Here is a 22,546-nt window from a genome sequence, read left to right as displayed (position 1 = left end):
GTTAAACGGTGATGGAATGACAAGGACAGAACTAACCCAATATTTAGCCGATTTTTTGCGGATATCGGCCTTTAAAGATTACGCCCCCAATGGTTTGCAGGTTGAAGGTAAAGCAGATATCCGCACCATAGTGACAGGTGTGACTGCTTGCCAAGCGTTAATCGATGAGGCTATTCGCCTCAAAGCCGATGCGATTTTGGTTCACCATGGTTTTTTCTGGAAGAGTGAGCCTGAGGTGATCACCGGCATGAAGCAGCGCCGAATCAAAGCCTTACTCGCCCACGATATCAATCTGTTTGGTTATCACTTGCCCTTAGATGCCCATCCAATGTTAGGTAATAATGCGGTCTTAGGCCGCAAACTGGGGATCATCGATGCTGAAGCAGTAGAAGATGTGGCACAGGGATTAGTGTGGCGTGGAAAGCTCGATTTACCCGTCACTGCCAGTGAATTTGCCGCGACCTTAGACGAAGTGCTTGGCAGAGCGCCGCTGCATATTGGCGAGAGTTCGGATGAAATCCAATATTTAGCTTGGTGTACGGGCGGTGCGCAGGATTATATCGATGTTGCCGCGAGTCTTGGTGTGGATGCGTTTATCAGTGGTGAAGTGTCAGAGCGTACTTACCATAGCGCCGTGGAGCAGGGAATTCACTATTATGCGGCGGGTCACCATGCGACCGAGCGTTTTGGCATTGAGGCGCTGGGGCGTCATCTCGCTCGCGAATTTAATTTGGTACACCATTTTGTAGATATCGCTAACCCTGTTTAACAATGTTGCTTTATCGACATTTTGTAAATGAAAGGCGAGCCATGCTCGCCTTTGTCTTATGTAAATCAACCTTAAGTTCAAATCAGTCCTAAGTTTAAATAAGCCCTAGGGTCGACAGGATAAAAATGCCTAAGGTGCAGGTGAGCAGCGAGCAAACGGTGGTTAAGGCGATAATATTGGCCGCAAGCGTGGCATTTCCCCCCATGGCCCGCGCCATCACATAACTTGCGGCCGCTGTGGGCGCGGCGCTCATCAAAAACACTAATGCAAGTTCAACTCCGCGATAGCCAAGTATCAAGGCGCCTAGGGTGATAAACAGTGGCGCAAAGATCAGTTTTAAGGCGGTTGAGAACCAAGTGGCATACTTTTCATGTCTGAGCGAGCCAATATCCAATGAGCCGCCTGTACACAGCAGTGCTAAGGGGAGTGTCATATTGGCAAAGTATTGCCCGGCATCGAGGATCATTTTCGGTACTGGGATCGCCAGCAGGTAAAACAGCATGCCGAGCATAATGGCAATGATCAGCGGGTTTTTAGTGATGGTTTTAATGATCACTGCAAAGGCGCGGCGGCTCGATTCCTCTCCCCGTGGGCTTAAACAAATTACGGCTTGAATATTGTAGAGCAGCGTCATGGACGCGACATAAACGGCCGCTAAAGCAACGCCTGATTCGCCATAGGCATTAGAGACATAGGCTAAGCCGATAATGGCGGTATTGGCCCTAAATCCCCCTTGAATAATAACGCCTTGATCCTTCGGCTCGGGGAAAAATCGTTTCGTCGCGTAGGTCGAGAGGATAAAAAACAGTAAGTTGGCGAGTAAGCCATAACCGATTAATGGCGCACTGGCGGCAAGATCGTGATGCGAGCTGATGATGCTGAGAAACAACAGCGCCGGCAGGGTGACATTAAAAACCAGCTTAGAAGCGATATCAATAAAGTGCTCGTCAATCACTTGAGTGCGTTTAAGTATCACGCCTAGGGCTAACATTAAACAGATGGGACCGGTTATTGAAGCAGAAAACAACAGCTGCTCAATGATATTGCCCATAACTTCTCCTCGAAAATTCCATAGTGCGTTGCCGCGACACAGTGCGGCTTGGCTATTACAACAGCAATTTCAACAGCAATTACAGCTCAGCCATGACTGCTTAGTGTTAGCGGTCGATTCACGCTTAGCTATTACCGTTAACTTATCGCTGGCTAGATAGAGTGGCTTTTACACCGTCATTTAGATAAATTTAGCTAAAGTCACTTAACCACAGTCACTTAGCCACAGGCGCGATAGTGTCCCACAGTGAGTCGCTTGTCGAGAGCGCATCCCGTTACACTTCCAGAAAAGCGTAACGGGATGTTTTACCAACAAATAAGGCCGCATTTTATGCGGCCTTATCTCGGTTTAGCAGTAGCTTGGGTCGTGCTCTGTGTTTTACTTCACCCGCATACCAGGCTGTGCACCTTCATGGGGTTCTAAAATCCACAAATCGCTGCCACCAGGGCCAGCTGCCAATACCATGCCTTCTGACATGCCAAAACGCATCTTACGTGGTGCAAGGTTGGCAACCATCACAGTCAACTTGCCTTCGAGATCCTCTGGCGAATAGGCTGATTTAATGCCTGCAAATACCTGACGGGTTTCGCCGCCGATATCCAATTGCAGTTTTAACAGTTTGTCGGCTTCGGCCACATGCTCGGCTTTGACGATACGCGCAATACGCAGATCGATTTTAGCGAAATCTTCATAGTTGATGGTGTCGCTAATCGGATCGCTCGCCAGTGGACCCTTAGGCGCTTCAGGCTCGCTTGTAGCTTGCAGGTTTTCTTTAGAGTCGGCCACCATAGCGTTAACCTTGTCTAATTCAACACGTTGCATCATGGCTTTGAATGGTGCAATTTCATGTCCCGCCATATCTTGGTTTAGCGCATCCCAAGTTAAGGTCTGTTGGAAGAAGGCTTCAACGTCCTGGGCTAAACGTGGCAACACAGGTTTTAAGTAAGTGACTAGAATGCGGAACAGGTTCAGAGCATTCGAGCACACTTGGTGCGCCGCTTCCTGTTGATCGTCTTGTTTCACTAACTGCCAAGGCGCGGCATCGGCGACAAAACCGTTGGCGATATCGGCCAGTGCCATGATTTCGCGCATCGCTTTACCGTATTCGCGGGTTTCATAGAACTCGGCGATTTGCTCTTGCTTAGCTAAAAACGCATCCGTGAGCGTAGTGTCGGCAATCTTGGCCAACTTGCCCTCGAAACGCTTAGTGATAAAGCCAGCGGTACGAGACGCAAGGTTAACGAGTTTGCCCACTAAGTCTGAGTTTACGCGTTGTACGAAGTCTTCTAAATTCAGATCGAGATCGTCGATACGGCTGCTCAGTTTGGCGGCGTAGTAGTAGCGTAAGTATTCAGGATCTAAGTGGTCTAAATAGGTACGCGCCTTAATAAAGGTGCCCTTAGATTTAGACATCTTAGCGCCGTTTACTGTTACATAACCGTGGGCGTAGACGCTGTTAGGTTGACGGTAGCCCGAGCCATAGAGCATGGCTGGCCAGAACAGGCTGTGGAAGTAGACAATGTCCTTACCGATAAAGTGGTAAACCTCGGCTTTAGAATCCTTCGCCCAAAATTCATCGAAGCTTAGCTCAGGGCGTTTGTCACAGAGGTTTTTGAATGAGCCCATGTAGCCAATAGGCGCATCTAACCATACGTAGAAGTATTTGCCCGGTGCATCTGGGATCTCAAAGCCAAAGTAAGGCGCATCGCGGGTGATATCCCATTGCTGCAGACCCTGTTCGAACCATTCGTCGAGTTTGTTGGCCATTTCGGTTTGCAGCGCACCCGAGCGAGTCCACTCTTTGAGCATGTCTTCGAAAGCGGGTAAGTCGAAGAAGAAGTGCTCAGTGTCCTTCATCACAGGCGTCGCGCCCGATACTGCCGATTTAGGGTTAATCAGCTCAGTTGGGCTGTAAGTTGCGCCGCAGGCATCACAGTTGTCGCCGTATTGATCCGGTGACTTACACTTAGGGCAGGTGCCTTTTACGAAGCGGTCTGGCAGGAACATCGACTTTTCAGGGTCAAATAACTGCGAAATGCTCTTGCTCTTGATATAGCCATTAGCGCGCAGTTTTAAGTAAATATCGCTCGCCAGCACGCGGTTTTCTTCACTGTGGGTGCTGTGATAATTATCGAAGGCGATATTAAAATCGGCGAAATCCTGTTGATGCTCTTTGTTGACTTGAGCGATCATTTCTTCAGGCGCCATGCCTAATTGCTGCGCCTTAAGCATAATCGGTGTGCCGTGGGCGTCATCGGCACAAATATAGTGGCACTCATGTCCACGAAGCTTTTGATAACGCGACCAGATATCCGTCTGGATGTATTCCAGCATGTGACCTAAATGAATCGGTCCGTTCGCGTAGGGAAGTGCGCTGGTCACGAGAATTTTACGTTGTGAAGTTGCCATCTTGTCTCAAATATCGTGGTGGGCCAAAAATAATGGTAGAGATACTAACCGATTACAGGATGATTTTCATCAAAACCTGAGTCGATTGGGTTAAATCTGCGCTAATGTTTTTGTCATTATCTGGTACACTTGGGCAAATTTATTGGTGGGGGTAATTCTTTTGTCTTCAACTCAAACTGATTATCGTTTAAGTGACGATCTTCTCGGGCCCGTTCTGGCCATTCTCGATGCATATATCGACCCGTATTTAGCGAAGGGGTTAGTGAGCGCAGGATGCGTGAATAAATTGGCGATTGAAGGTAAGCGTTTGCAGCTTGGCTTAGTCTATCCATACCCTTGTATGACCCAATACCGTGATACTGTTATGGCACTCACCAACAAACTCGCGGTGCTGGATGCCATCGACGAAGTTGAGTGCGAAATCGATTTCCAACCAAAAGTGTATTCGGCGATTGCCTCTATTGCACCGATTGCCAATGTGAAGCAAGTGATTGCCGTCGCATCAGGCAAAGGCGGTGTGGGTAAATCGACCACGGCGGTTAACCTTGCCTTAGCACTGGCAGCAGAAGGTGCCCAGGTCGGTATTTTAGATGCCGATATTTATGGTCCTTCCGTCCCATTAATGCTCGGGATCCCCAACTTCAGACCCGTTTCCCTCGATGGTAAACACATGAGCGCCGCCAGTGCCCATGGCATTGCCGCTCAATCGATTGGTTTTATGTTAAGTGGTGATGAAGCCGCAGTATGGCGTGGCCCTATGGCGGCGGGCGCGCTTGCGCAGTTGCTCAATGAAACCCAGTGGCCTGAATTGGATTATCTGGTGGTCGACATGCCGCCGGGGACTGGTGATATTCAATTGACCTTGTCACAAAAAGTGCCAGTAAGTGGCGCTGTGATTGTGACCACCCCTCAGGACATCGCGCTGGCCGATGCCAAGAAAGGCATCACCATGTTCCAGAAGGTGAATATCCCCGTCCTCGGGATTGTTGAGAATATGAGTTTCCATTTATGTCCCGAGTGTGGTCATAAAGAACACCCATTTGGTACGCACGGTGGCAGTAAAATGGCCGAGCGTTATCAAGTTCCACTGTTAGGCGCCTTACCGTTGCATATCAATATCCGTGAAGCCATGGATGTGGGTGCGCCGACGGTGGTGGCCGAGCCTGACAGTGAAGTGGCGGCACTTTATCGGGAAATTGCCCGTAAAGTGGGCGCCGAATTGGCACTTAAACAGAGCCAGAAAACAGTTTCTATTAGCGTATCAGATGACGAGTAAGGTTTAAGGGTATGAATTCTCAGCAGTGTGTCATTATTGCAATTGCTGGCGCGTCAGCATCGGGCAAGAGTTTAATTGCCAAGACGATTTTTGACGAACTTCGCCGCGATTTAGGCACAGATCAGATTGGGGTAATTAACGAAGACGCGTACTACCGCGATCAGAGTCATTTATCCATGGATGAGCGTGTGTTAACTAACTACGACCATCCCAAGGCGTTAGACCATCAGCTGCTATGCACACACTTGCAGTTGCTAAAGTCTGGCGAAGCTGTTGATATCCCTTGCTATAGCTATACCGAACATACGCGTATGGCCGAAACCGTTAAAATGACCCCGAAAAAAGTGATCATTTTAGAGGGCATTCTGCTGTTAACAGACCCTAAATTACGTGAATTGATGGATGCGAGCGTGTTTATGGATACGCCGCTAGATATTTGCTTCCTGCGCCGTTTAACCCGCGATGTGGCCGAGCGTGGCCGTACGATGGAGTCAGTGATTTCACAGTACAAGAAGACAGTGCGTCCTATGTTCCTGCAATTTATTGAACCTTCTAAACAATACGCTGATATTATCGTGCCTCGCGGCGGTAAAAACCGTATCGCGACCGATATTTTGAAGACTCGTATTCAACATTTACTGGCAAAATAACGACTAAAACTCAGGGAGTAAAAGGCAAGATGCGCTTAACCGATATCGAAATTGAACAGGCCCTTGATAACGGCACTATCGTTATAGAACCTCGCCCAAGCATAGATGCGATTTCTGGCGTCAGTGTGGATGTGCGCTTAGGTGGGCAATTTCGCGTCTTTAAGGATCATACTGCGCCTTTTATCGACCTCAGTGGTCCGAGTATTGAAGTGCAGGCGGCGCTCGATCGGGTGATGAGCGAAATCATCGAAATCCCCGACGGCGAAGCCTTCTTCCTGCATCCCGGTGAATTGGCGCTCGCCGTGACCTATGAGAGTGTGGCACTGCCTGCCGATATCGTCGGTTGGCTCGATGGCCGCTCCTCTCTGGCGCGTTTAGGCTTGATGGTGCACGTCACTGCGCACCGGATTGATCCGGGTTGGCAGGGCAAAATCGTGCTCGAGTTTTACAACAGCGGTAAGTTGCCTTTAGCGCTGCGCCCACGGATGACCATTGGTGCGTTAAACTTTGAACGTTTAAGTGGCCCAGTGGCGCGTCCGTATAACAAGCGCAAAAATGCCAAGTATAAAGATCAACAGGATGCGGTTGCTAGCCGTATCAGTCAGGACTAATACCCTTGATTTGGGTTAATGGGGTTTCACAGGCAAGCATTGCTCCTATGGACAGGGGACTTGCCTATGGTGATGGCCTCTTTGCTACGATGCGAAGTAGCGAGTGTGGTATTTTGTTTTTTGAGCAGCATCAAGCCCGTCTTACGGCTGGCGCTGCAAGACTTGGGTTTGACTGGCAAATGAGTTCAGCCCTTGCCGAGCAGCTCAATACACTTGCTGCACAGTACCCGCATCACTGTATTAAATTGATGATCACACGCGGTGTTGGAGGCAGAGGCTATGCCCCGCCTGAGCAGGTAAATGTTACGGAGATCGTTTCTGTTCATCCCATTCCTACCCATTATGCTGCGTGGCAACAACTGGGTATTCGTCTTAAAACCTCCGCAGTCCAATTAGGTCATCAACCCTTATTGGCGGGGATAAAACACCTTAATCGCCTCGAGCAAGTGTTAATCAAATCCCAACCCTTACCACAGGGTTTTGATGATTGGTTAGTGCTGGATTGTAATGGGCAGGTGATTGAATCTTCGATGGCGAATATCTTTTTTGTTAAAGGCCATCGAGTGATTACCCCATCTTTGGCGCGCTGCGGCGTTGCGGGTGTCATGCGCGAGCAAGTGATGTTAGCCTTACTTGCACGGCAGATGAATATTGATTGTTTGCCCTTTGGCGCCGAGCGTTTAGTGGAGTTTGACTCGGCATTTATCACTAACAGCATCTTAGGCGTGGTGGATGTACTGGCGATCGATTCGCACAGTTTCAAGCCTTCTCCTTTGACTGCCGATCTTAGACACACACTTTCACTCTCACTATGAAAAAACTCATTCTGATCGCAAGCTCTACCTTATTGGCCTTGCTGACCTTAGCTTGCTTGGCGGGTTATTGGGGTTACCGTACGATTATTGATTACAGCCAAACGCCATTAGCGTTAACCGAAGCCAAAGAATTAACCATTGCCCGTGGTACGAGTGTGCACCAGTTGGCGCTGCAGTTAGAAACCGATGGCGTTATCCAAGACAAATGGAAACTCAAATGGTTACTGAGATTGCGCCCAGAGCTGGCGAAGATCCGCACTGGTCTGTACGAAATGTCACCCTCGCAGACGCTTGCCGACTTACTTAACGATTTAGTCAATGGCAAGGTGAAAACTTTTAGCCTGACCTTAGTCGAAGGCAAAACCATTGCCGAGTGGGAACAACAACTGGCAAGTGCGCCTCATTTACAACTGACCCCAGAGGTTTTTAGTGCGGTATTAATGGAGCAGGGGGACGATTCGGCATTGCCCGAAGGTAAATTCTTCCCCGATACTTACCATTACACCGCTGACAGTGATGCCAAGGTACTGCTGACCCAAAGTTATAAAATGATGGAGCAAGAACTCGCCAAAGCGTGGGCAGAGCGTGTGCCCGATTTACCGCTTAAATCACCTTACCAAATGCTGATCTTGGCATCGATTGTCGAAAAAGAAACTGGTCAAGCCTTTGAGCGTGATCAAATCGCCGGCGTCTTTATTAATCGACTGAATCTAGGCATGAAGCTGCAAACCGACCCCACGGTGATTTATGGCATGGGAGACAGATTTAAAGGCAATATCACCCGTAAAGATTTACTCGAAGAGACACCGTTTAATACCTATCGGATTTTCGGCTTACCGCCAACACCGATTGCGGCACCGAGCAAGGCCTCATTACAGGCAGTGTCGAAACCCGCCAAGGTCAGTTATTTGTATTTTGTGTCGCGTAACGATGGTACCCATGTATTTTCGACCACTTTGGAAGAACATAACCGCGCCGTCGATATTTATCAGAGAAAGAAAAAATGACCCAAGCATCCGCCAAATTCATCGTTGTTGAAGGACTGGAAGGCGCCGGTAAATCGAGTGCGATTGCCCTTATTCGCGATTTTATTGAAAAGCACACCGGGCTTGCGCCTGTTTGCACCCGCGAGCCAGGCGGCACGCCGCTGGCCGAGCGCATTCGTGATTTAGTGAAAATTGCCGACCCAAACGATCCTTTATGTGATGAGTCTGAATGTTTATTGATCTATGCCGCCAGAGCCCAGCTCGTCGCCAATGTCATCAAACCTGCATTGGCACAAGGCAAGTGGGTGTTGGGGGATAGACACAATCTGTCATCTTTAGCGTACCAAGGCGGCGGACGTGGCTTAATGCCTTTAGTCGAAGCCGTAAGTAACGCAACGCTCAAAGGGTTTAAACCCGATTTAACCCTCTATCTTGACCTTGACCCTAAGCTTGGACTGCAACGTGCAGCAAAGCGGGGCGAACTTGATAGAATTGAGCAGCAAGCCATCGACTTTTTTGAACGGGCGCGCGCAACTTACCTCAAGCTTGCCAGCGAAGATGAGCGGATTGTCGTTATCGACGCCAGCCAAACCATGGCCGAAGTCCATAAAGATATTCTGGCCGTGTTACAGGCGATGGCATGGTAACGCAAAGCGGATTTGATGTATTAACCCTGCCTTGGCTCGATGCGCCAAGGCAGGCGTTTTTAACCCAGTTGCAAACTCAAAAAGTCCCCCACGCGCAACTCGTGGGTATCGATTCTGCCTATGGCGGTGAACTTTTGAGTGTATTTATGGCGCGCGCCGCCATGTGTTCACAACCCACTCCCGCGGGCGGGTGCGGTTTTTGTAAGTCCTGCCAGTTATTTGATGCGGGTAATCATCCTGATTTTTATCAAATCGAGGCCGATGGCCATCAAATCAAAGTCGATCAAATTCGTGAGCTTTGTAGCCGCTTAAGTGCGACTGCCCAGCAAAGTGGCCGCCGTGTAGCCATTATCCACCATAGCGAGCGTTTAAACTCAGCCTCTGCCAATGCGCTACTCAAGACGCTCGAAGAGCCGGGTAAAGACACCTTACTACTATTACATTCCGACACACCCGCACGTTTAATGGCCACGATCAGTAGTCGTTGTCAGCGGCTTCCCTTTGTGACGCCGTCTAAAATGTTGATCAAAAACTGGTTAATTCAGCAATGCCAGATCCAAGAGGATGTGACTTGGTGCTTGAGTGTGGTCGGTGGCCCATTAAAGTTGGCCGAAAGTTTGCAATCTGACGGTACGCAACCCAGTCGTTATCAAGCCTTGTTAGGGTTTCGCAAAGATTGGGCGCAAAGTTTGTCGTCGGGCCATCTGTGTGCTAGTTTGTTAACGATAAGTGAACAACAAATCATTGATGCTCTTAAGGTTTTATACTTACTCCTGAGACAAGTTTTATTGAAGTACGGCGACCAAGATGCGTTTGTGCAAGCGCAAATAGGGAACTTGGCGGCGAAAATCATGGGAATGTGTCATAGCTTAAGTGCAATGCCGAGTGTCAATTATTTAGGCTTGTGTCAAAGTTATGTCTTAGAATATAAAGAAATAACAAATAAGTAACATGCCATGGTCGATCTTGTCGTCAATTTTGATACCTTACATCAGCTTTACCGCGCCTATATGCCGTTTATCAAACCGGCAGGGCTGTTTGTCGCCACCGGGGAAACCCATTACCTCGGTGAGACCTTAACCATCGCCTATCGTTTACCCGGCGCGACCACCTCAAACGAATTTCGTGGCGTCGTTGTGTGGATCAATCCTTTGGGAGCATCGGGTGGACGTCCTGCTGGGATTGGTATCAAGATAGTCTCAGAGCCCGACAGCCATAAACACCATATTGAAAAATTGTTATCCCGTGAACTCGCCTCTGGTGACTTAACCTGCACGATGTAATGCATAGAGTGGTCAGCTAGGGTCGACACTGAGTATTAAGTGCTGAGTGAAGCCTTAGCGAAATTTGACCTCGATCCCATCGCTGAGTATCCTTGTGCTCCTTTTTGTTTCTCTGCTTGGACATTGTTGTGCTTATCGATTCACATTGCCATCTCGATCGCCTGAAAGCGGCGCCCGATCAACCCTCCCTAGAACTCATCCTCGCCAACGCTAAGGCGCGCGGTGTCGACTATATGCTCTGTGTCAATGTGCGCCAGCAGGGATTTGAGTCGATGCGCGACAAGGTTGCGGGTTTCGAGCAGGTGTTTTTATCTTCGGGCGTGCATCCGCTGGATGTGAAAGACGGCCTCGATGTGGAGCAAATTCGCCGTTTTGCAATGGACCCCAAAGTGGTGGCCATTGGTGAAACTGGGTTAGATTATTTTTATGCCGATGAAACTAAAGCCCTGCAACAGCAATGTTTTGAGCAACAAATTGCCTTGGCGGTTGAAGTGGATAAGCCGCTGATTGTACATACCCGTGATGCCCGTGAAGACACCATCAACATGCTTAAAGCGGGGCAGGCGGACAAAGTCGGTGGCGTGTTGCATTGCTTTACCGAAAACTGGGAAATGGCCAAGGCGGCGATTGACTTAGGTTTTTATATTTCCGTTTCAGGCATTGTAACCTTTAAAAATGCTGGTGAGTTAAGAACGGTGATCCGCAAAGTGCCGAAAGAGCGTTTATTGGTCGAAACCGATTCGCCTTATCTTGCGCCTATTCCACACCGTGGACAGGAAAATCAACCCGCCTATGTGCGTGATGTGGCCGAGTTTGTGGCAGAGCTGCGCGGAGAGCGTTACGAAGATCTTGCGCAGTACACCAGTGATAACTTCTTTAGCTTATTTAAGGATGCGGCGCGCTTGATTGGGCGTTGATTTCGGTTTGCCCCTCTCTTGTGAGCACAATTTTGCTCATATTCGTTAAAACGCAAGCCCATAAAAAAAGGCCCAAAACGATTCTAGCTGTTTGGGCCTAGGGGAATGGCTCGTTGAAGAGCCGTGCGCTACAGACGAAAGTGCCATAGAGAGCACTTTACAATAGACTCAGTGTAGTTGAGTTTAGTATGAGTAACACTTTCTCTGCCCCGTTTTTTAGGTTATTTCTCGCTAAAAAATCACCTATTTATAACCATTATGTCTGCGGTGGTAGCAATAACACTTTATCTTTCACTAAGTCTCTGGGCAGGTTGTTTTTTAATTTATTGCCTAAGTGTTTAGCCATGCCTAAGGGCGCGCCGCCATAACAGACAATCACTTCACCCTGAGCTTTGCCAGCCGTATCGAGGGGAATATCTCGTCCCATCAAATACTCTTTTGCCTGCTCATCGCTCACTTCGACGACTTTCGCGCCATTTTTTGCCCCCGCTTTAAGCGCTTTACCCGCTAGAGCAATAATCGCCTCATGGCGCACTTTAAAGCCATGTTTACTGTGATCGGCAAGCTTAACCCCAATCCGCTGAAAGCGCATTTTACCAATAAAGTCTTTAAATTCATGGGGAAATAGCCAAAACTCATCGTCGCGCACCATAATGAGATCATCGGGCAGTTCGATACCCAGATCATCGGTAAAATAGGCTTGAATGGCTTTGGCTTGTTTGGCACTCGCCTCCGTAAAGGGGAAATTCTTTTGCAATTTCGGCTCAGGCTGTAGGCGTGGTACCGAACGGGTTTTAGTCAACTTAGCGACAAAAAAGCCTTCGCTGTCGTAAATTTGCGGCCAGACGTGCAAAAAGCCTTCTGGCGTAGTGGCTTTTTCGGCGCCATCAAACAATTGGCTTAAGGATTCAAATAGCACTGCATCGCCATAGGTTTGCTGCAAATATTCACATACACCTTGGTTTTCGTGCCGATTAAGGGTGCAGGTTGAATAAACCAAACTGCCACCCGGTTTTAAGGCCAAAAATGCGGATTCGATTAAGGCTTTTTGGGTTTCGCTAATCGCAAGAACCTCATCGAGCGACCAAGATTTTAACGCGTCCGCATCTTTACGGACCGTGCCTTCACCGCCACAAGGCGCATCAATTAATACCGCATCAAAACTTTCATACAGATACTCACCAAATACTCGGCCATCGAAGTGGGTTAGAGCGCAGTGACTCACGCCCATGCGCAGCACATTGGCATGGAGTACTTTGACGCGGCTAGCGGAATATTCATTGGCAACCAATAAGCCTTGATTATTCATTAACGCTGCCATTTGGGTGGTTTTAGATCCAGGCGCCGAGGCTAAATCTAAGACACATTGCCAATCTGCATTCGGGGTAAATAACGCTGTAGGGGGCAGCATGGAGCTGGCTTCTTGGATATAGAACAATCCCTGAATATGCTCCAGGGCGTTGCCGAGCTGGTCTTCTTCATCATAGCTTATCCAGAAACCATCCTCACACCAGGGAATAGGCTCGAAGGTCCAACCTTTCGGCTGCATCAAACGCTTAAAATCTTCGCTGCTGATCTTTAAGGTGTTGACGCGAATTGAGCGACGTAGTGGTCTTGAACAGGCCGCAATAAAGTCATCCATTGAGAGATGGGCGGGCAATTCTTGGGCAATTGTACTGATAAAATTTTGATTTAATTGAACCATAACGGAATTTGGCTGTGTATCAACTGCGGCAAGTATATCATAATCCCTTAGTGGGGCTGGGATTTTATCCCTCTACTATCGTTGGTTCAGATTTGCGTTAAATAAACAAAGCGACACGAATAAACAGTTTGAATAACAATAAGGAAGGGGCAGAGTGCTAAATCGGGTGTGGTTAGTGTTTTTCCTCACATCGCTGTTGGCGATGGCAATACAGCTTTTTAATGGGCATATCGATGTGCTTGCCAACGCGGTTGAGGCCTTGTTTGCCAGCGCTAAACTCGCCGCTGAAATCGCCTTAGGCTTAGTGGGTGTGTTGTCTCTGTGGATGGGATTAATGCGAATTGGTGAAAAAGCCGGTGTTGTTGGGGCGATTGCCTTTGTATTTGAGCCACTGCTGCGCCGCTTAATGCCCGAAGTGCCTAAAGGACACCCCGCATTTGGCAGTATGACGATGAACTTAACGGCCAACATTTTTGGATTGGATAATGCCGCTACTCCATTAGGTTTAAAGGCAATGCAGGATTTGCAGAGTCTTAATCCGGTCAAAACCATTGCCACCAACGCACAAATTCTATTTTTAGTGCTCAATACCTCCTCGGTGACCTTAGTGCCTGTCACGGTGTTTTTATACCGTGCTCAGCAGGGCGCGGCGGCTCCGGCAGACATTTTTTTACCCATACTCCTCGCAACCTCTGCCTCGACATTAGCAGGGCTTCTGATCGTTGCTGTTGTGCAGCGGCTTTCACTGCTCAATGCCGTGGTACTCGGATATGGCGCAGTGCTGCTGTCGGCATTAGTTGCCAGTGGTTTTTATTTGATGACCTTAACGGCTGACGCGATTGGCACTGTGTCGACTGCCTTGGGCAACGGGGTATTACTACTGTTAGTTTTCAGTTTTGTGCTGGTGGCAGGCGTGCGAAAAGTGGCGATTTATGATGAGTTTATCGAAGGCGCTAAGGCGGGGTTTAACCAATCGATACAACTGATCCCGTATCTTCTAGCCATGCTGCTGGCGATTGGTTTACTTAGGGCATCGGGCGCGTTGGATTATCTGCTGCAACTGATTGCGAGTTGCGTGAGTCTTTTCGGGTTTGATACTCGCTTCGTCGATGCTATGCCTACGGCGTTGATGAAACCCTTTAGTGGTTCGGGCGCGCGAGCGATGATGCTCGAAACCATGGCACACCACGGAGTGGACTCCTTTGCTGGTCGATTGGCGGCGATTTTCCAAGGCAGCACTGAAACGACTTTCTATGTGCTGGCGGTTTACTTTGGTTCAGTGGGTATTCGTCATGGGCGCCATGCGCTCGCCTGTGGTCTAACGGCGGATTTTGCAGGGATTAGTGCAGCTATTGCGGTCTGTTATTGGTTCTATGGCTAAGCAGCGTTATATGAAAAAATCAGGCGCATTGGAACTGACCAAATGCACCTGATGTTAATGTCGCGTTTAAATACTTTAGCGTTTTAGCTTACATCAATAGCGCGATTATTTATTGCATGGGAGGCTATTGCGCCGGAGCCCATTCTTGCCATTCACGCTCGGCTTTATGCTGCAGTTTAATCACTGCGCCTTCGCTGAGGCGGTTACTCTCTTGAGTTGTTTCTTTGGTTGCAACATTAATGCCGCCCGCTAATAGGGTTTCGAGCGAACCGGCTTCAATTTGTGCACCAGAGAAAATACCTACATCGACTTTAATGCCTGAGGCGTCCCAGAACTGACTGCTCTGATTTACTAAGTGACTGTACTGGGGCTCAATGTGCGCTTGCATGAGTACACTGTTACCTTGAGACGACAGGCTATAACCATCGATTTGGCCGATTTTAATGCCGCGGAAGAAAATAGGCGTGCCGACTTTCATCGAGCCAAGGTTGCTATCTTCTAAGGTAAACTTAAGCGCATCTTCGGCCACGTTGGCGTAGCTGCTCTCAACCAATTTGGCCTGGAATTGACTCGCCTTTTGCTTGCTCTTACCCGGTAACACGCCAATATATGGCCCAGTGATTAAGGTTTCTGGCGCTTTAATGCCTGCTAAAGATATTTGCGCTTCGACCATATGGTACTCAGTATCACTGCGGCTGAAATGCTCGGCATAGTCGCCATAGAGATAGGCGGTGGCTGTAAGGGTGGTTAAATCGGTATTGAGCTTAACTTGCGTCACTTCACCCACCTGATGACCTTGGTAACGAATGGCGGCTTTTGCAGCCAATTTTGCCGAGGCGGGTAAGGTGAGTTTGATTGCTTGAGCCTGCGCTAAGGCGAGCTGTTTACTTTCGTATAGTTTAAGTGCCGCATTAGGCTCAGTCGTTGAACTGTCCAATAAACCTAAGCTGATACTGCCCTTTAACGCGCCTTGTAGTGGAGCAACGGCGACATCAATACCCGCAAGACTGGCGCTGACATCCACGGCACTGTTACGCCAAAAGACTTTAGGTTTTTGCACTAAGGGTTGGAACTGCTTATCAATAGCGATCTTAATCGCAAAGTCTTCGGTTTTACTCTGCCAGTTGACCGACTCCACGCTACCAATTTGCATTTTTTTATAGTAAATCGGAGATCCTTGACTAACATCGGCGCCATCAGCACTGATGAGAGTAAAGTATAAACGCTGTTGACGGACAAAGAATTGCTTAGCTTCATCCATTGAGCTAAATAGTGGCAAACGCGCATTTGCCGCCAGCGGGGTATTACTGGTACCAGGGATAAGACTCACCGCGCCTTTAGTTAATGTCGCTAGATCGCGTGCTTTGACCGATACACCATCAAGAGACGCATCGACGCTCAACGCTGATTCGGGAACAAAATAGCTATCACTGCGGATTAAGCTGGCAAATTCAGGTTGCAGCTCGAGTAGATATTCAACGGCCGACAGATCTTTGGTTAATTTCACCTCGAGCACCTGACCGATAGGTAATTGCTTGTAACGCACTTCGGCGCCAGCGGTTAAGCCCATGTTTTCGGGCGAGGTTATTGTTGCCTTAAGTTTTTTCGCTTGTAGCACATCAGGAGCAGAGGATTGCAAGGCAAAACTACTTGGCAGTGCCGAATTAGCATGGGTGCCGGGTAAAAAGTTAATCACGCTTCCTGTGAGTAAACGCTCGGGGTTTTTGATCCCTGAGAGCGAAATATCGGCGCCTTCAAGCCAAAACTGGCCGTCCCGAGTTAATAGGTTGGCGTATTCAGGCTCAAATTTTGCCACCGCAGTTACACCTGCAGCGGTGAGTTGCTTGCTTTGAACTGCACCAATGGTGATGCCGCGATATACAATGCGAGTGCCTTTATCAATAGCATTGCCATCACTCATGGTCAGACTGACTTCAATCCCGCCAAGGGCGCTGGTTTCGGAATCATAGAGAGCAAAACTGTCGCCATTTTGTGCCGCAGGCGCTTTTTCATCGGAACTGAAACTCACGCCACCCGCAAGGATAGAAGCAAGGCTCTCAGTGTTGACTTTAATGCCCGCTAAACTAGCATCGACTTTAACGCCTGACACATTCCAAAAGTGAGAGTTTTTCTTCACTAAACGCGCATATTGCTCTTGGATAAACGCACTAATAATGACTCTGGCATTACCATCTAAACGATAGCTGACCACGCTGCCCACAGGGATTTGACGGAAGAACACTGGCGAGCCCACATCTAATGAGCCGAGTTTATCGGCCGTCAGTTCAATCATTACCCCTTCGGAGCCAATTTGCATTGGTGGCGGTTGGCGTTCTGCCTCAAACAAGGTGGCGGCATTGCCTTTGCCTGGTTGGATTGCAATATAGTTGCCTGAAAACAGCGCATCCAGACCTTCAACGCCTGTGATGCTGGCCTTTGGGGTAACTAACCAGAAGAGGGTTTCTTTATTTAAGAAAGGCTTAGCGCGATAGTCCATCATCACCTTCACGTTAACGCCTTTAAGATCATCATCAATACCGATATCTTTTACCTTACCAACGGTTAAGCCTTGGTATTTGACTAAGGTTTTGCCAACGTCGATCCCAGTGGCACTGGGGAAGTGGATTTGAATTTCAATGCCCGATTCTTTGATGCTCTTAATACCCAGCCATGCGCCAAGCGCGAGCGCCACAATCGGGAGCAGCCAAATCGGCGAAAAGAGCTTTTTCTTCACAACTTTTGGCGATTCAATTTGTGTCATCTTGAGGTTCCAGTCGATCCCAGAGTAAACGAGTGTCTAAAACTTTTGCGGCAAGTTGCGTCAGTAAAATCACCAATGCAAATGCCGTGGCCGCGGGTGCAGGCTTTGCATCGAGTAATTGCCCCATATTCACCAGGGCAACGGTCAGCGAGATCACAAATAAATCGAGCATCGACCAGCGGCCAATCCACTCAATAACATGAAATCCCACCATAAGTTTTTGCTTTGAAATTGGCAGGTTGAAACTGATAGCACACAGATAAGTGGCTAAGCCGATAATCTTTACCCAAGGCACTAAAATACTGGCAATAAACACAATAATGGCGATGGGTAACATATCCGATTGGACTAAATGAACAATTCCGGAAAAGATCGTATCGTGACGTACCTTTCCCTGATTGGTGAGCACCGTAATGGGATAGAGGTTGGCTGGAACCAATAAAATGGCGGCAGTAATAAGCAGCGCCCAACTTTTTTGTAAGCTGTTGTAATCGCGGACCTGTAATTCTGACTCACAACGACTACAGTGGCTATCCTCACTGCTATTGAGTTGCCTACAAACGCGGCACAAACACAGGCCTAAATCCTTTCCTTGCTGCTTCATATCAGTGATGTTCCTGCATAAGAAGACCCCACATATGCTCAATATCGTATTCACGCTGTAAAAACAGGGTGACTAAAAAAAGCATGGTGAAGCAAAAGGTACCCATTCCAAAATAAATATCCGAAAAATCAGATAATTGAAATGATGAGACGAGGAAGCTAATCACATAAATCTCAAGCATCGTCAGCTGCGAAAGGAACCCCTGAAATGTGAGTAATTGTTTGAGACTATGGCGCCAAAATGGGCTTGCAAGCCCCCATTTTATAATCAAAATTTGCGCAAGAATCGATAGGATCAATAAACCAGGGCCAACCACTGCGGCAGCAAGTACGGCTAATCCCACCACCCAATAACCTTGTTCGAAGACGGCAAAAGCGCCTTGAAATACCGTTGTTGTGCGAATACTGCCCAGAAAATGGATTTCTAGCACAGGAAAAAAGTTAGCAGGAAAATAGAACACCAACGCGGTAATGCACAGTGCCAACATGCCATTTACTGAACAGTATGGAGTGTCATAAAGTGCGGTGTTGCAACGCGGACACAATGCTCTGACCCCAGTTGGGAGGGCACGTTTCCGAATGGCCAAGTCGCAGGAACGACAGAGGATTACAGAGTTTTCTGCTGTATTGTCATGCATATAAAAATATTATATTAGCCCCAAAGCCACTGAGATTGAGCAAATAATCCGAAAACAACAAATTATAAGGTGAGATATCAAATTGATTGACCCATCTCCACAACATAAAGCGCAGTCATAATATCAGAATAATCAGAACACTTGCATCACTAGTTCACTTTATGTCATTCTGGTTACTGTATATAAAAACAGTGCGAGGGCGGTCATGGCAGTTATTACACAGTTTGTCGTGGTAAGAGAAGGGGTAGAAAAGATGACATTCACATCGAAAAAGGAGGCTGATGCCTACGATAAGATGCTCGACATCGCTGATAACCTCATTCCATTTATTCAGAAAGCGGAACTTGGGATTGATGAAAGTCTAACCGAACAGCTCGCATTCTATTTTGCTAACAATAAAGATGAGCTAACAAACTTGCTTAAAGGTGTGGTTCAAGTTAATAGTACGCCAACAAAACCAAACACAGCCAAAAAAGCGTCTAAGAAGGACGATGCTGCTGAATAATTTTTAGGAAGCATATGAAACCGCAATTTTATGAATCACTGAACCGTCAAGCGTTAGCGTTACTCGAAGGCGAAGATGATTTAGTGGCTGCCATGGCTAACTTTTCAGCCCTGCTTAATGACAACCTAACCGAACTAAACTGGGTAGGTTTTTACGTTATGCGCGGCGAACAGTTAGTATTAGGCCCATTCCAAGGTAAAGTGGCTTGTACCCGCATTCCGATGGGTAAAGGCGTGTGTGGCACTGCAGCACTGGCTAATCAAACTCAACGGGTTGCCGATGTGCATCAATTCGATGGACATATCGCCTGCGATGCGGCCAGTAATTCCGAAATTGTTATCCCTGTTCGCGCTAATGGTCAGGTGATTGCTGTACTGGATATTGATAGCCCTATTTTTGACCGCTTTGACGAAGAAGACCAAAAGGGCTTGGAATTATTGGTAAAAAGCTTCGAAAACTGCCTATTTGCTTAATTTGCGTACAATAACGCATAATTCATAGTCGCAATCGGTGGCGTGCGCCTTATAATAGCGCATGCCCTGATAAGGCTTGTTTGGGCATGGCCCGAATAAACCTGAGAGGTTTAGCCGTAAAAAATGGTTAACTGATATTTTTTAACTTTAGTTAACTCGGCGAGAATGTTAATTTGTACTTTGGCTCAATTGTGAGCTTAACCAAGATAAACGACACGTAAGAAGCTGATTTATATCACCTCGAATTCGATGTCCCTTTTTAACTGTGGAAGTAATGATGGAATCAACAGATAAGTTGACCGACACCAACGCAATTTTGGCGTATTTGTATGAAACATTTCCTTTGTGCTTTATTGCTGAAGGTGAAACTAAGCCATTAAAAATCGGATTGTTTCAAGATTTGGCTGAAAGGTTGGCTGATGATTCTAAAGTCAGTAAAACTCAATTGCGCGTGGCGTTAAGACGCTACACTAGCAGTTGGCGTTACCTCAAATCGGTAAAAGCTGGTGCCCAGCGTGTGGATCTTGATGGTCAACCTTGTGGCGAGCTAGAGCAAGAACATATCGATCATGCTCAAGCCATGTTGAAAGAAAGCCAAGAAAAAGCCAAGGCTAAGCGTGCTGCTCAAGCTACCAAAGTGGCTCCGGCTGGCAAAGCTCCAGCGAAAAAGGCCCCTAAGAAAGTAGCTGTTCCTGCCCGCAAGACTGAGCGTCCTGCCAAAGTGGCTCCTAAGGCTGAACCTGCTGTTAACTTAGTCCAAGCGCAATTGACCGATTTAGCTAAGAAACAGCGTGTCAATGTTAAGTTAGGTATGACGCCAGTAGCCGGCGTGATCACTGACATTAACAAAGAAGACATTCATGTTCAGCTTGATAGCGGCTTAACGATAAAAGTGAAAGCAGAACATATTCTGCTGTAATCATTTAATCTAACGGAGTAACTTGTTGATGCGAAAACTCATTTTGGCTACATCCATCGCCACTGTTTTTGTCGGATTCTCGGCTTGGGCTGTGCCTCCTACGATTCAAATCAGCGAGTTACCCACTCTCAAGCAGGAAGCGCAGCATAAAGTGGCCAGTAAACGAGTGACAGATTTATACACTCGTTCGCATTACCATCGATTTGCGCTCGATGACGCGTTTTCTGCGCAGATTTTTGACCGCTATTTACAGCAACTTGATTACCGTCGCAATGTGCTGACCCAAGCCGATGTCGACAGTTTTAAGCCTTATATCAATCAGTTTGACGATATGCTGAGTTCAGGTGAACTCGACCCTGCCTACAAAATGTTTGATTTGGTTCAAAAACGTCGCTACGAAGGCTTTGTGTACGCGCTTTCTCTGCTCGATAAAGAAATGGATTTTACCGTTCCTGGTGATGCCTACGAGTACGATAGGGAAGATGTCGCTTGGCCAAAAGATCAAGCTGAAATCAATGAGCTTTGGCGTCAGCGAGTGAAATACGATGCGTTGAATCTCAAGCTTACTGGCAAAAAATGGCCTGAAATTGTTGAGATTCTGCAAAAACGTTATAACAACGCCATCAAACGTCTGACTCAGACCAATAGTGAAGATGTGTTCCAAGCGGTGATGAATGCATTTTCTCGCAGCATTGAGCCGCACACTAGCTATTTATCCCCCCGTAATGCTGAGCGTTTCCAAATGGAAATGAACTTGAGCCTAGAGGGGATTGGCGCGCAGTTACAGCTCGAAGATGATTACACTGTGATTAAGAGTTTAATCGCGGGTGGTCCTGCCGCTGGCAGTGAAAAACTGTCACCAGAAGATAAGATTGTTGGTGTTGGCCAAGAGGGCGGCGAGATCGTTGATGTTATCGGCTGGCGTTTAGACGATGTGGTTGAGCTCATCAAAGGACCTAAGGGCAGTAAAGTCGTTCTTCAGATTTTACCGAAGAAAGGTGGCTCAAATGCTAAGCCGTTTAATGTCACTTTAGTACGTGACAAGATTCGCTTAGAAGACCGTGCCGCGACTTCTAAAATCATCGAGCCTAAAGACGGTGAATACGCCAATCGTAAAGTCGGAGTTATCCAAATTCCTGGATTCTATATGAATTTATCCCAGGATGTGGAAAAGGAACTCGTTAAACTCAACGAAGCGAAAGTCGAAGGTGTCGTTATCGATTTACGTGGTAATGGCGGCGGTGCATTAACCGAAGCCGTGTTACTGACCGGACTCTTTATTGACATGGGCCCTGTGGTGCAAATCCGTGATGCCGATGGCCGTGTGTCAGCTCACCGCGATAACGATGGCAAGACTACCTACGCAGGTCCGTTGACCGTGATGGTTGACCGTTACAGCGCATCAGCTTCTGAGATTTTTGCAGCAGCATTGCAGGACTATGATCGTGCATTGATTGTTGGTGAGTCCAGTTTCGGTAAAGGCACAGTACAACAGCATAAGAGCCTAGGTCGGATCTACGATATGTACGAGAAGCCTATCGGCCATGTGCAATATACCATTCAGAAGTTTTATCGCATTAACGGTGGTAGTACACAACTCAAAGGTGTGACGCCGAATATTGCGTATCCAAGTGCGTTAGAGCCTGGTGAGTATGGTGAAGCTGAAGAGAAGAATGCTTTGCCTTGGGACAAAGTCCCGATGGCGCAATACGGTACGCTAAATGATATCACCCCTGAACTGGTGGCGAGTTTAGAGAAAAAGCACCTTGCCCGTATTCAAAACAGTGTTGAGTTTAACTATATCAATCAAGATATTGCTGACTTTAAAAAGCATCACAAAGAGAAAACTGTCTCCTTAGTGGAAAGTGAGCGTATTGCATCACGTGAAGCTGATGAGAAGAAAGTGCTCGATAGAACCAATGAGCGTCGCGTAGCCAATGGTTTAGCGCCAGTTAAATCTATGGAAGATATTAAAGATGATGTTGCTGCGCCAGATGCATTTTTAGATGAAACGGCTTATATCACTCTAGATATGGTGGATGCGAAAAAGCTAGCTAACGCTGGCACTAAATAGGCGGAAGTTACGTCTGTTTACCTTACCTTAAAACGCGCTTATGGCGCGTTTTTCTTATTTAAATCAGTGTTAA

At 47.6% G+C, this 22,546-nt stretch carries 21 protein-coding genes; 15 read left to right on the top strand and 6 right to left on the bottom strand.

Annotated features, from left to right (window positions below):
* Nucleotides 1-16 precede the first annotated feature (16 nt).
* Nucleotides 17-769 (top strand): Nif3-like dinuclear metal center hexameric protein, encoded by a 753-nt coding sequence (locus tag IEY09_RS14015; RefSeq protein WP_037419248.1) that lies wholly within the window; start codon nt 17-19, stop codon nt 767-769.
* Nucleotides 770-863: 94 nt separating this feature from the next.
* Here IEY09_RS14015 and IEY09_RS14010 read toward each other — a convergent pair whose 3' ends face one another.
* Nucleotides 864-1,820: an AEC family transporter gene (locus IEY09_RS14010; protein ID WP_188871533.1), complete on the bottom strand. Its 957-nt coding sequence runs from the start codon at nt 1,818-1,820 to the stop codon at nt 864-866.
* Nucleotides 1,821-2,198: 378 nt separating this feature from the next.
* Nucleotides 2,199-4,229, bottom strand: a complete 2,031-nt coding sequence (metG, locus tag IEY09_RS14005) for a methionine--tRNA ligase (RefSeq protein ID WP_188871531.1) — start codon at nt 4,227-4,229, stop codon at nt 2,199-2,201.
* A gap of 160 nt (nt 4,230-4,389) precedes the next feature.
* Between metG and apbC the strand changes: the two genes are divergently transcribed.
* The 9 genes from apbC (at nt 4,390) to IEY09_RS13960 (ending at nt 11,414) form a co-directional block, all read left to right on the top strand.
* On the top strand, nt 4,390-5,505 hold the full coding sequence (gene apbC, locus IEY09_RS14000; RefSeq protein WP_037419322.1) for an iron-sulfur cluster carrier protein ApbC: 1,116 nt from the start codon (nt 4,390-4,392) through the stop codon (nt 5,503-5,505).
* 11 nt (nt 5,506-5,516) lie between these two features.
* Nucleotides 5,517-6,155, top strand: coding sequence for a uridine kinase (gene udk / locus IEY09_RS13995; RefSeq protein WP_011072566.1), 639 nt, complete (start codon nt 5,517-5,519; stop codon nt 6,153-6,155).
* A 29-nt stretch (nt 6,156-6,184) separates the two neighbouring features.
* On the top strand, nt 6,185-6,766 hold the full coding sequence (gene dcd, locus IEY09_RS13990) for a dCTP deaminase (RefSeq protein ID WP_188871523.1): 582 nt from the start codon (nt 6,185-6,187) through the stop codon (nt 6,764-6,766).
* 5 nt (nt 6,767-6,771) lie between these two features.
* Nucleotides 6,772-7,581, top strand: coding sequence for an aminodeoxychorismate lyase (pabC, locus tag IEY09_RS13985; RefSeq protein WP_188871521.1), 810 nt, complete (start codon nt 6,772-6,774; stop codon nt 7,579-7,581).
* On the top strand, nt 7,578-8,588 hold the full coding sequence (gene mltG, locus IEY09_RS13980) for an endolytic transglycosylase MltG (protein ID WP_188871519.1): 1,011 nt from the start codon (nt 7,578-7,580) through the stop codon (nt 8,586-8,588). Before pabC ends, mltG begins: the two co-directional genes overlap by 4 nt.
* Nucleotides 8,585-9,214 (top strand): dTMP kinase, encoded by a 630-nt coding sequence (gene tmk / locus IEY09_RS13975; protein ID WP_037419259.1) that lies wholly within the window; start codon nt 8,585-8,587, stop codon nt 9,212-9,214. Before mltG ends, tmk begins: the two co-directional genes overlap by 4 nt.
* A complete protein-coding gene (gene holB / locus IEY09_RS13970; RefSeq protein ID WP_188871518.1) occupies nt 9,208-10,164 on the top strand; it encodes a DNA polymerase III subunit delta' in 957 nt (318 codons plus the stop codon). Before tmk ends, holB begins: the two co-directional genes overlap by 7 nt.
* Before the next feature lie 6 nt (nt 10,165-10,170).
* Entirely contained in the window at nt 10,171-10,497 is a 327-nt protein-coding gene (locus IEY09_RS13965) for a PilZ domain-containing protein (RefSeq protein ID WP_037419265.1), read from the top strand.
* Between the two features lie 128 nt (nt 10,498-10,625).
* Entirely contained in the window at nt 10,626-11,414 is a 789-nt protein-coding gene (locus IEY09_RS13960; protein WP_188871516.1) for a TatD family hydrolase, read from the top strand.
* A 256-nt stretch (nt 11,415-11,670) separates the two neighbouring features.
* On the opposite strand, the gene rsmF is transcribed toward IEY09_RS13960, so the two are convergent.
* Nucleotides 11,671-13,119, bottom strand: coding sequence for a 16S rRNA (cytosine(1407)-C(5))-methyltransferase RsmF (gene rsmF, locus IEY09_RS13955; protein ID WP_188871514.1), 1,449 nt, complete (start codon nt 13,117-13,119; stop codon nt 11,671-11,673).
* Between the two features lie 154 nt (nt 13,120-13,273).
* On the opposite strand from rsmF, the gene IEY09_RS13950 reads away from it, so the two are divergent.
* Nucleotides 13,274-14,500 carry a spore maturation protein gene (locus tag IEY09_RS13950; RefSeq protein WP_088585494.1) on the top strand — a complete coding sequence of 409 codons (1,227 nt, stop codon included), beginning with the start codon at nt 13,274-13,276 and terminating at the stop codon, nt 14,498-14,500.
* 124 nt (nt 14,501-14,624) lie between these two features.
* Here IEY09_RS13950 and IEY09_RS13945 read toward each other — a convergent pair whose 3' ends face one another.
* From IEY09_RS13945 to IEY09_RS13935, 3 genes are read right to left on the bottom strand one after another with little or no spacing between them, the layout of a single operon-like run.
* Nucleotides 14,625-17,261 (bottom strand): PqiB family protein, encoded by a 2,637-nt coding sequence (locus IEY09_RS13945; RefSeq protein ID WP_088585495.1) that lies wholly within the window; start codon nt 17,259-17,261, stop codon nt 14,625-14,627.
* Complete coding sequence (locus IEY09_RS13940; protein WP_037419279.1) at nt 17,248-17,865, bottom strand: paraquat-inducible protein A; 618 nt, start codon at nt 17,863-17,865, stop codon at nt 17,248-17,250. Before IEY09_RS13940 ends, IEY09_RS13945 begins: the two co-directional genes overlap by 14 nt.
* A gap of 1 nt (nt 17,866) precedes the next feature.
* The gene (locus IEY09_RS13935; protein ID WP_037419282.1) at nt 17,867-18,502 is read right to left on the bottom strand and encodes a paraquat-inducible protein A; all 636 of its coding nucleotides are present in this window, start codon (nt 18,500-18,502) and stop codon (nt 17,867-17,869) included.
* 205 nt (nt 18,503-18,707) lie between these two features.
* Here IEY09_RS13935 and IEY09_RS13930 point away from each other — a divergent pair, with 205 nt between their 5' ends.
* The 4 genes from IEY09_RS13930 to prc all read left to right on the top strand — a co-directional run bounded on the left by IEY09_RS13930 (nt 18,708) and on the right by prc (nt 22,473).
* Complete coding sequence (locus IEY09_RS13930; RefSeq protein WP_037419285.1) at nt 18,708-19,007, top strand: YebG family protein; 300 nt, start codon at nt 18,708-18,710, stop codon at nt 19,005-19,007.
* Nucleotides 19,008-19,021: 14 nt separating this feature from the next.
* Nucleotides 19,022-19,480 carry a free L-methionine (R)-S-oxide reductase MsrC gene (gene msrC / locus IEY09_RS13925; protein WP_037419288.1) on the top strand — a complete coding sequence of 153 codons (459 nt, stop codon included), beginning with the start codon at nt 19,022-19,024 and terminating at the stop codon, nt 19,478-19,480.
* Between the two features lie 277 nt (nt 19,481-19,757).
* On the top strand, nt 19,758-20,399 hold the full coding sequence (proQ, locus tag IEY09_RS13920; RefSeq protein WP_139122669.1) for an RNA chaperone ProQ: 642 nt from the start codon (nt 19,758-19,760) through the stop codon (nt 20,397-20,399).
* 28 nt (nt 20,400-20,427) lie between these two features.
* Nucleotides 20,428-22,473 carry a carboxy terminal-processing peptidase gene (gene prc / locus IEY09_RS13915; RefSeq protein WP_037426471.1) on the top strand — a complete coding sequence of 682 codons (2,046 nt, stop codon included), beginning with the start codon at nt 20,428-20,430 and terminating at the stop codon, nt 22,471-22,473.
* Nucleotides 22,474-22,546 lie beyond the last annotated feature (73 nt).

The organism is Shewanella xiamenensis (genome assembly GCF_014647135.1).
Classification (GTDB): Bacteria; Pseudomonadota; Gammaproteobacteria; order Enterobacterales; family Shewanellaceae; genus Shewanella; species Shewanella xiamenensis.
The sequence above is the reverse complement of the archived record's forward strand: the minus strand, read 5'-3'. Positions and strand labels throughout refer to the sequence as shown.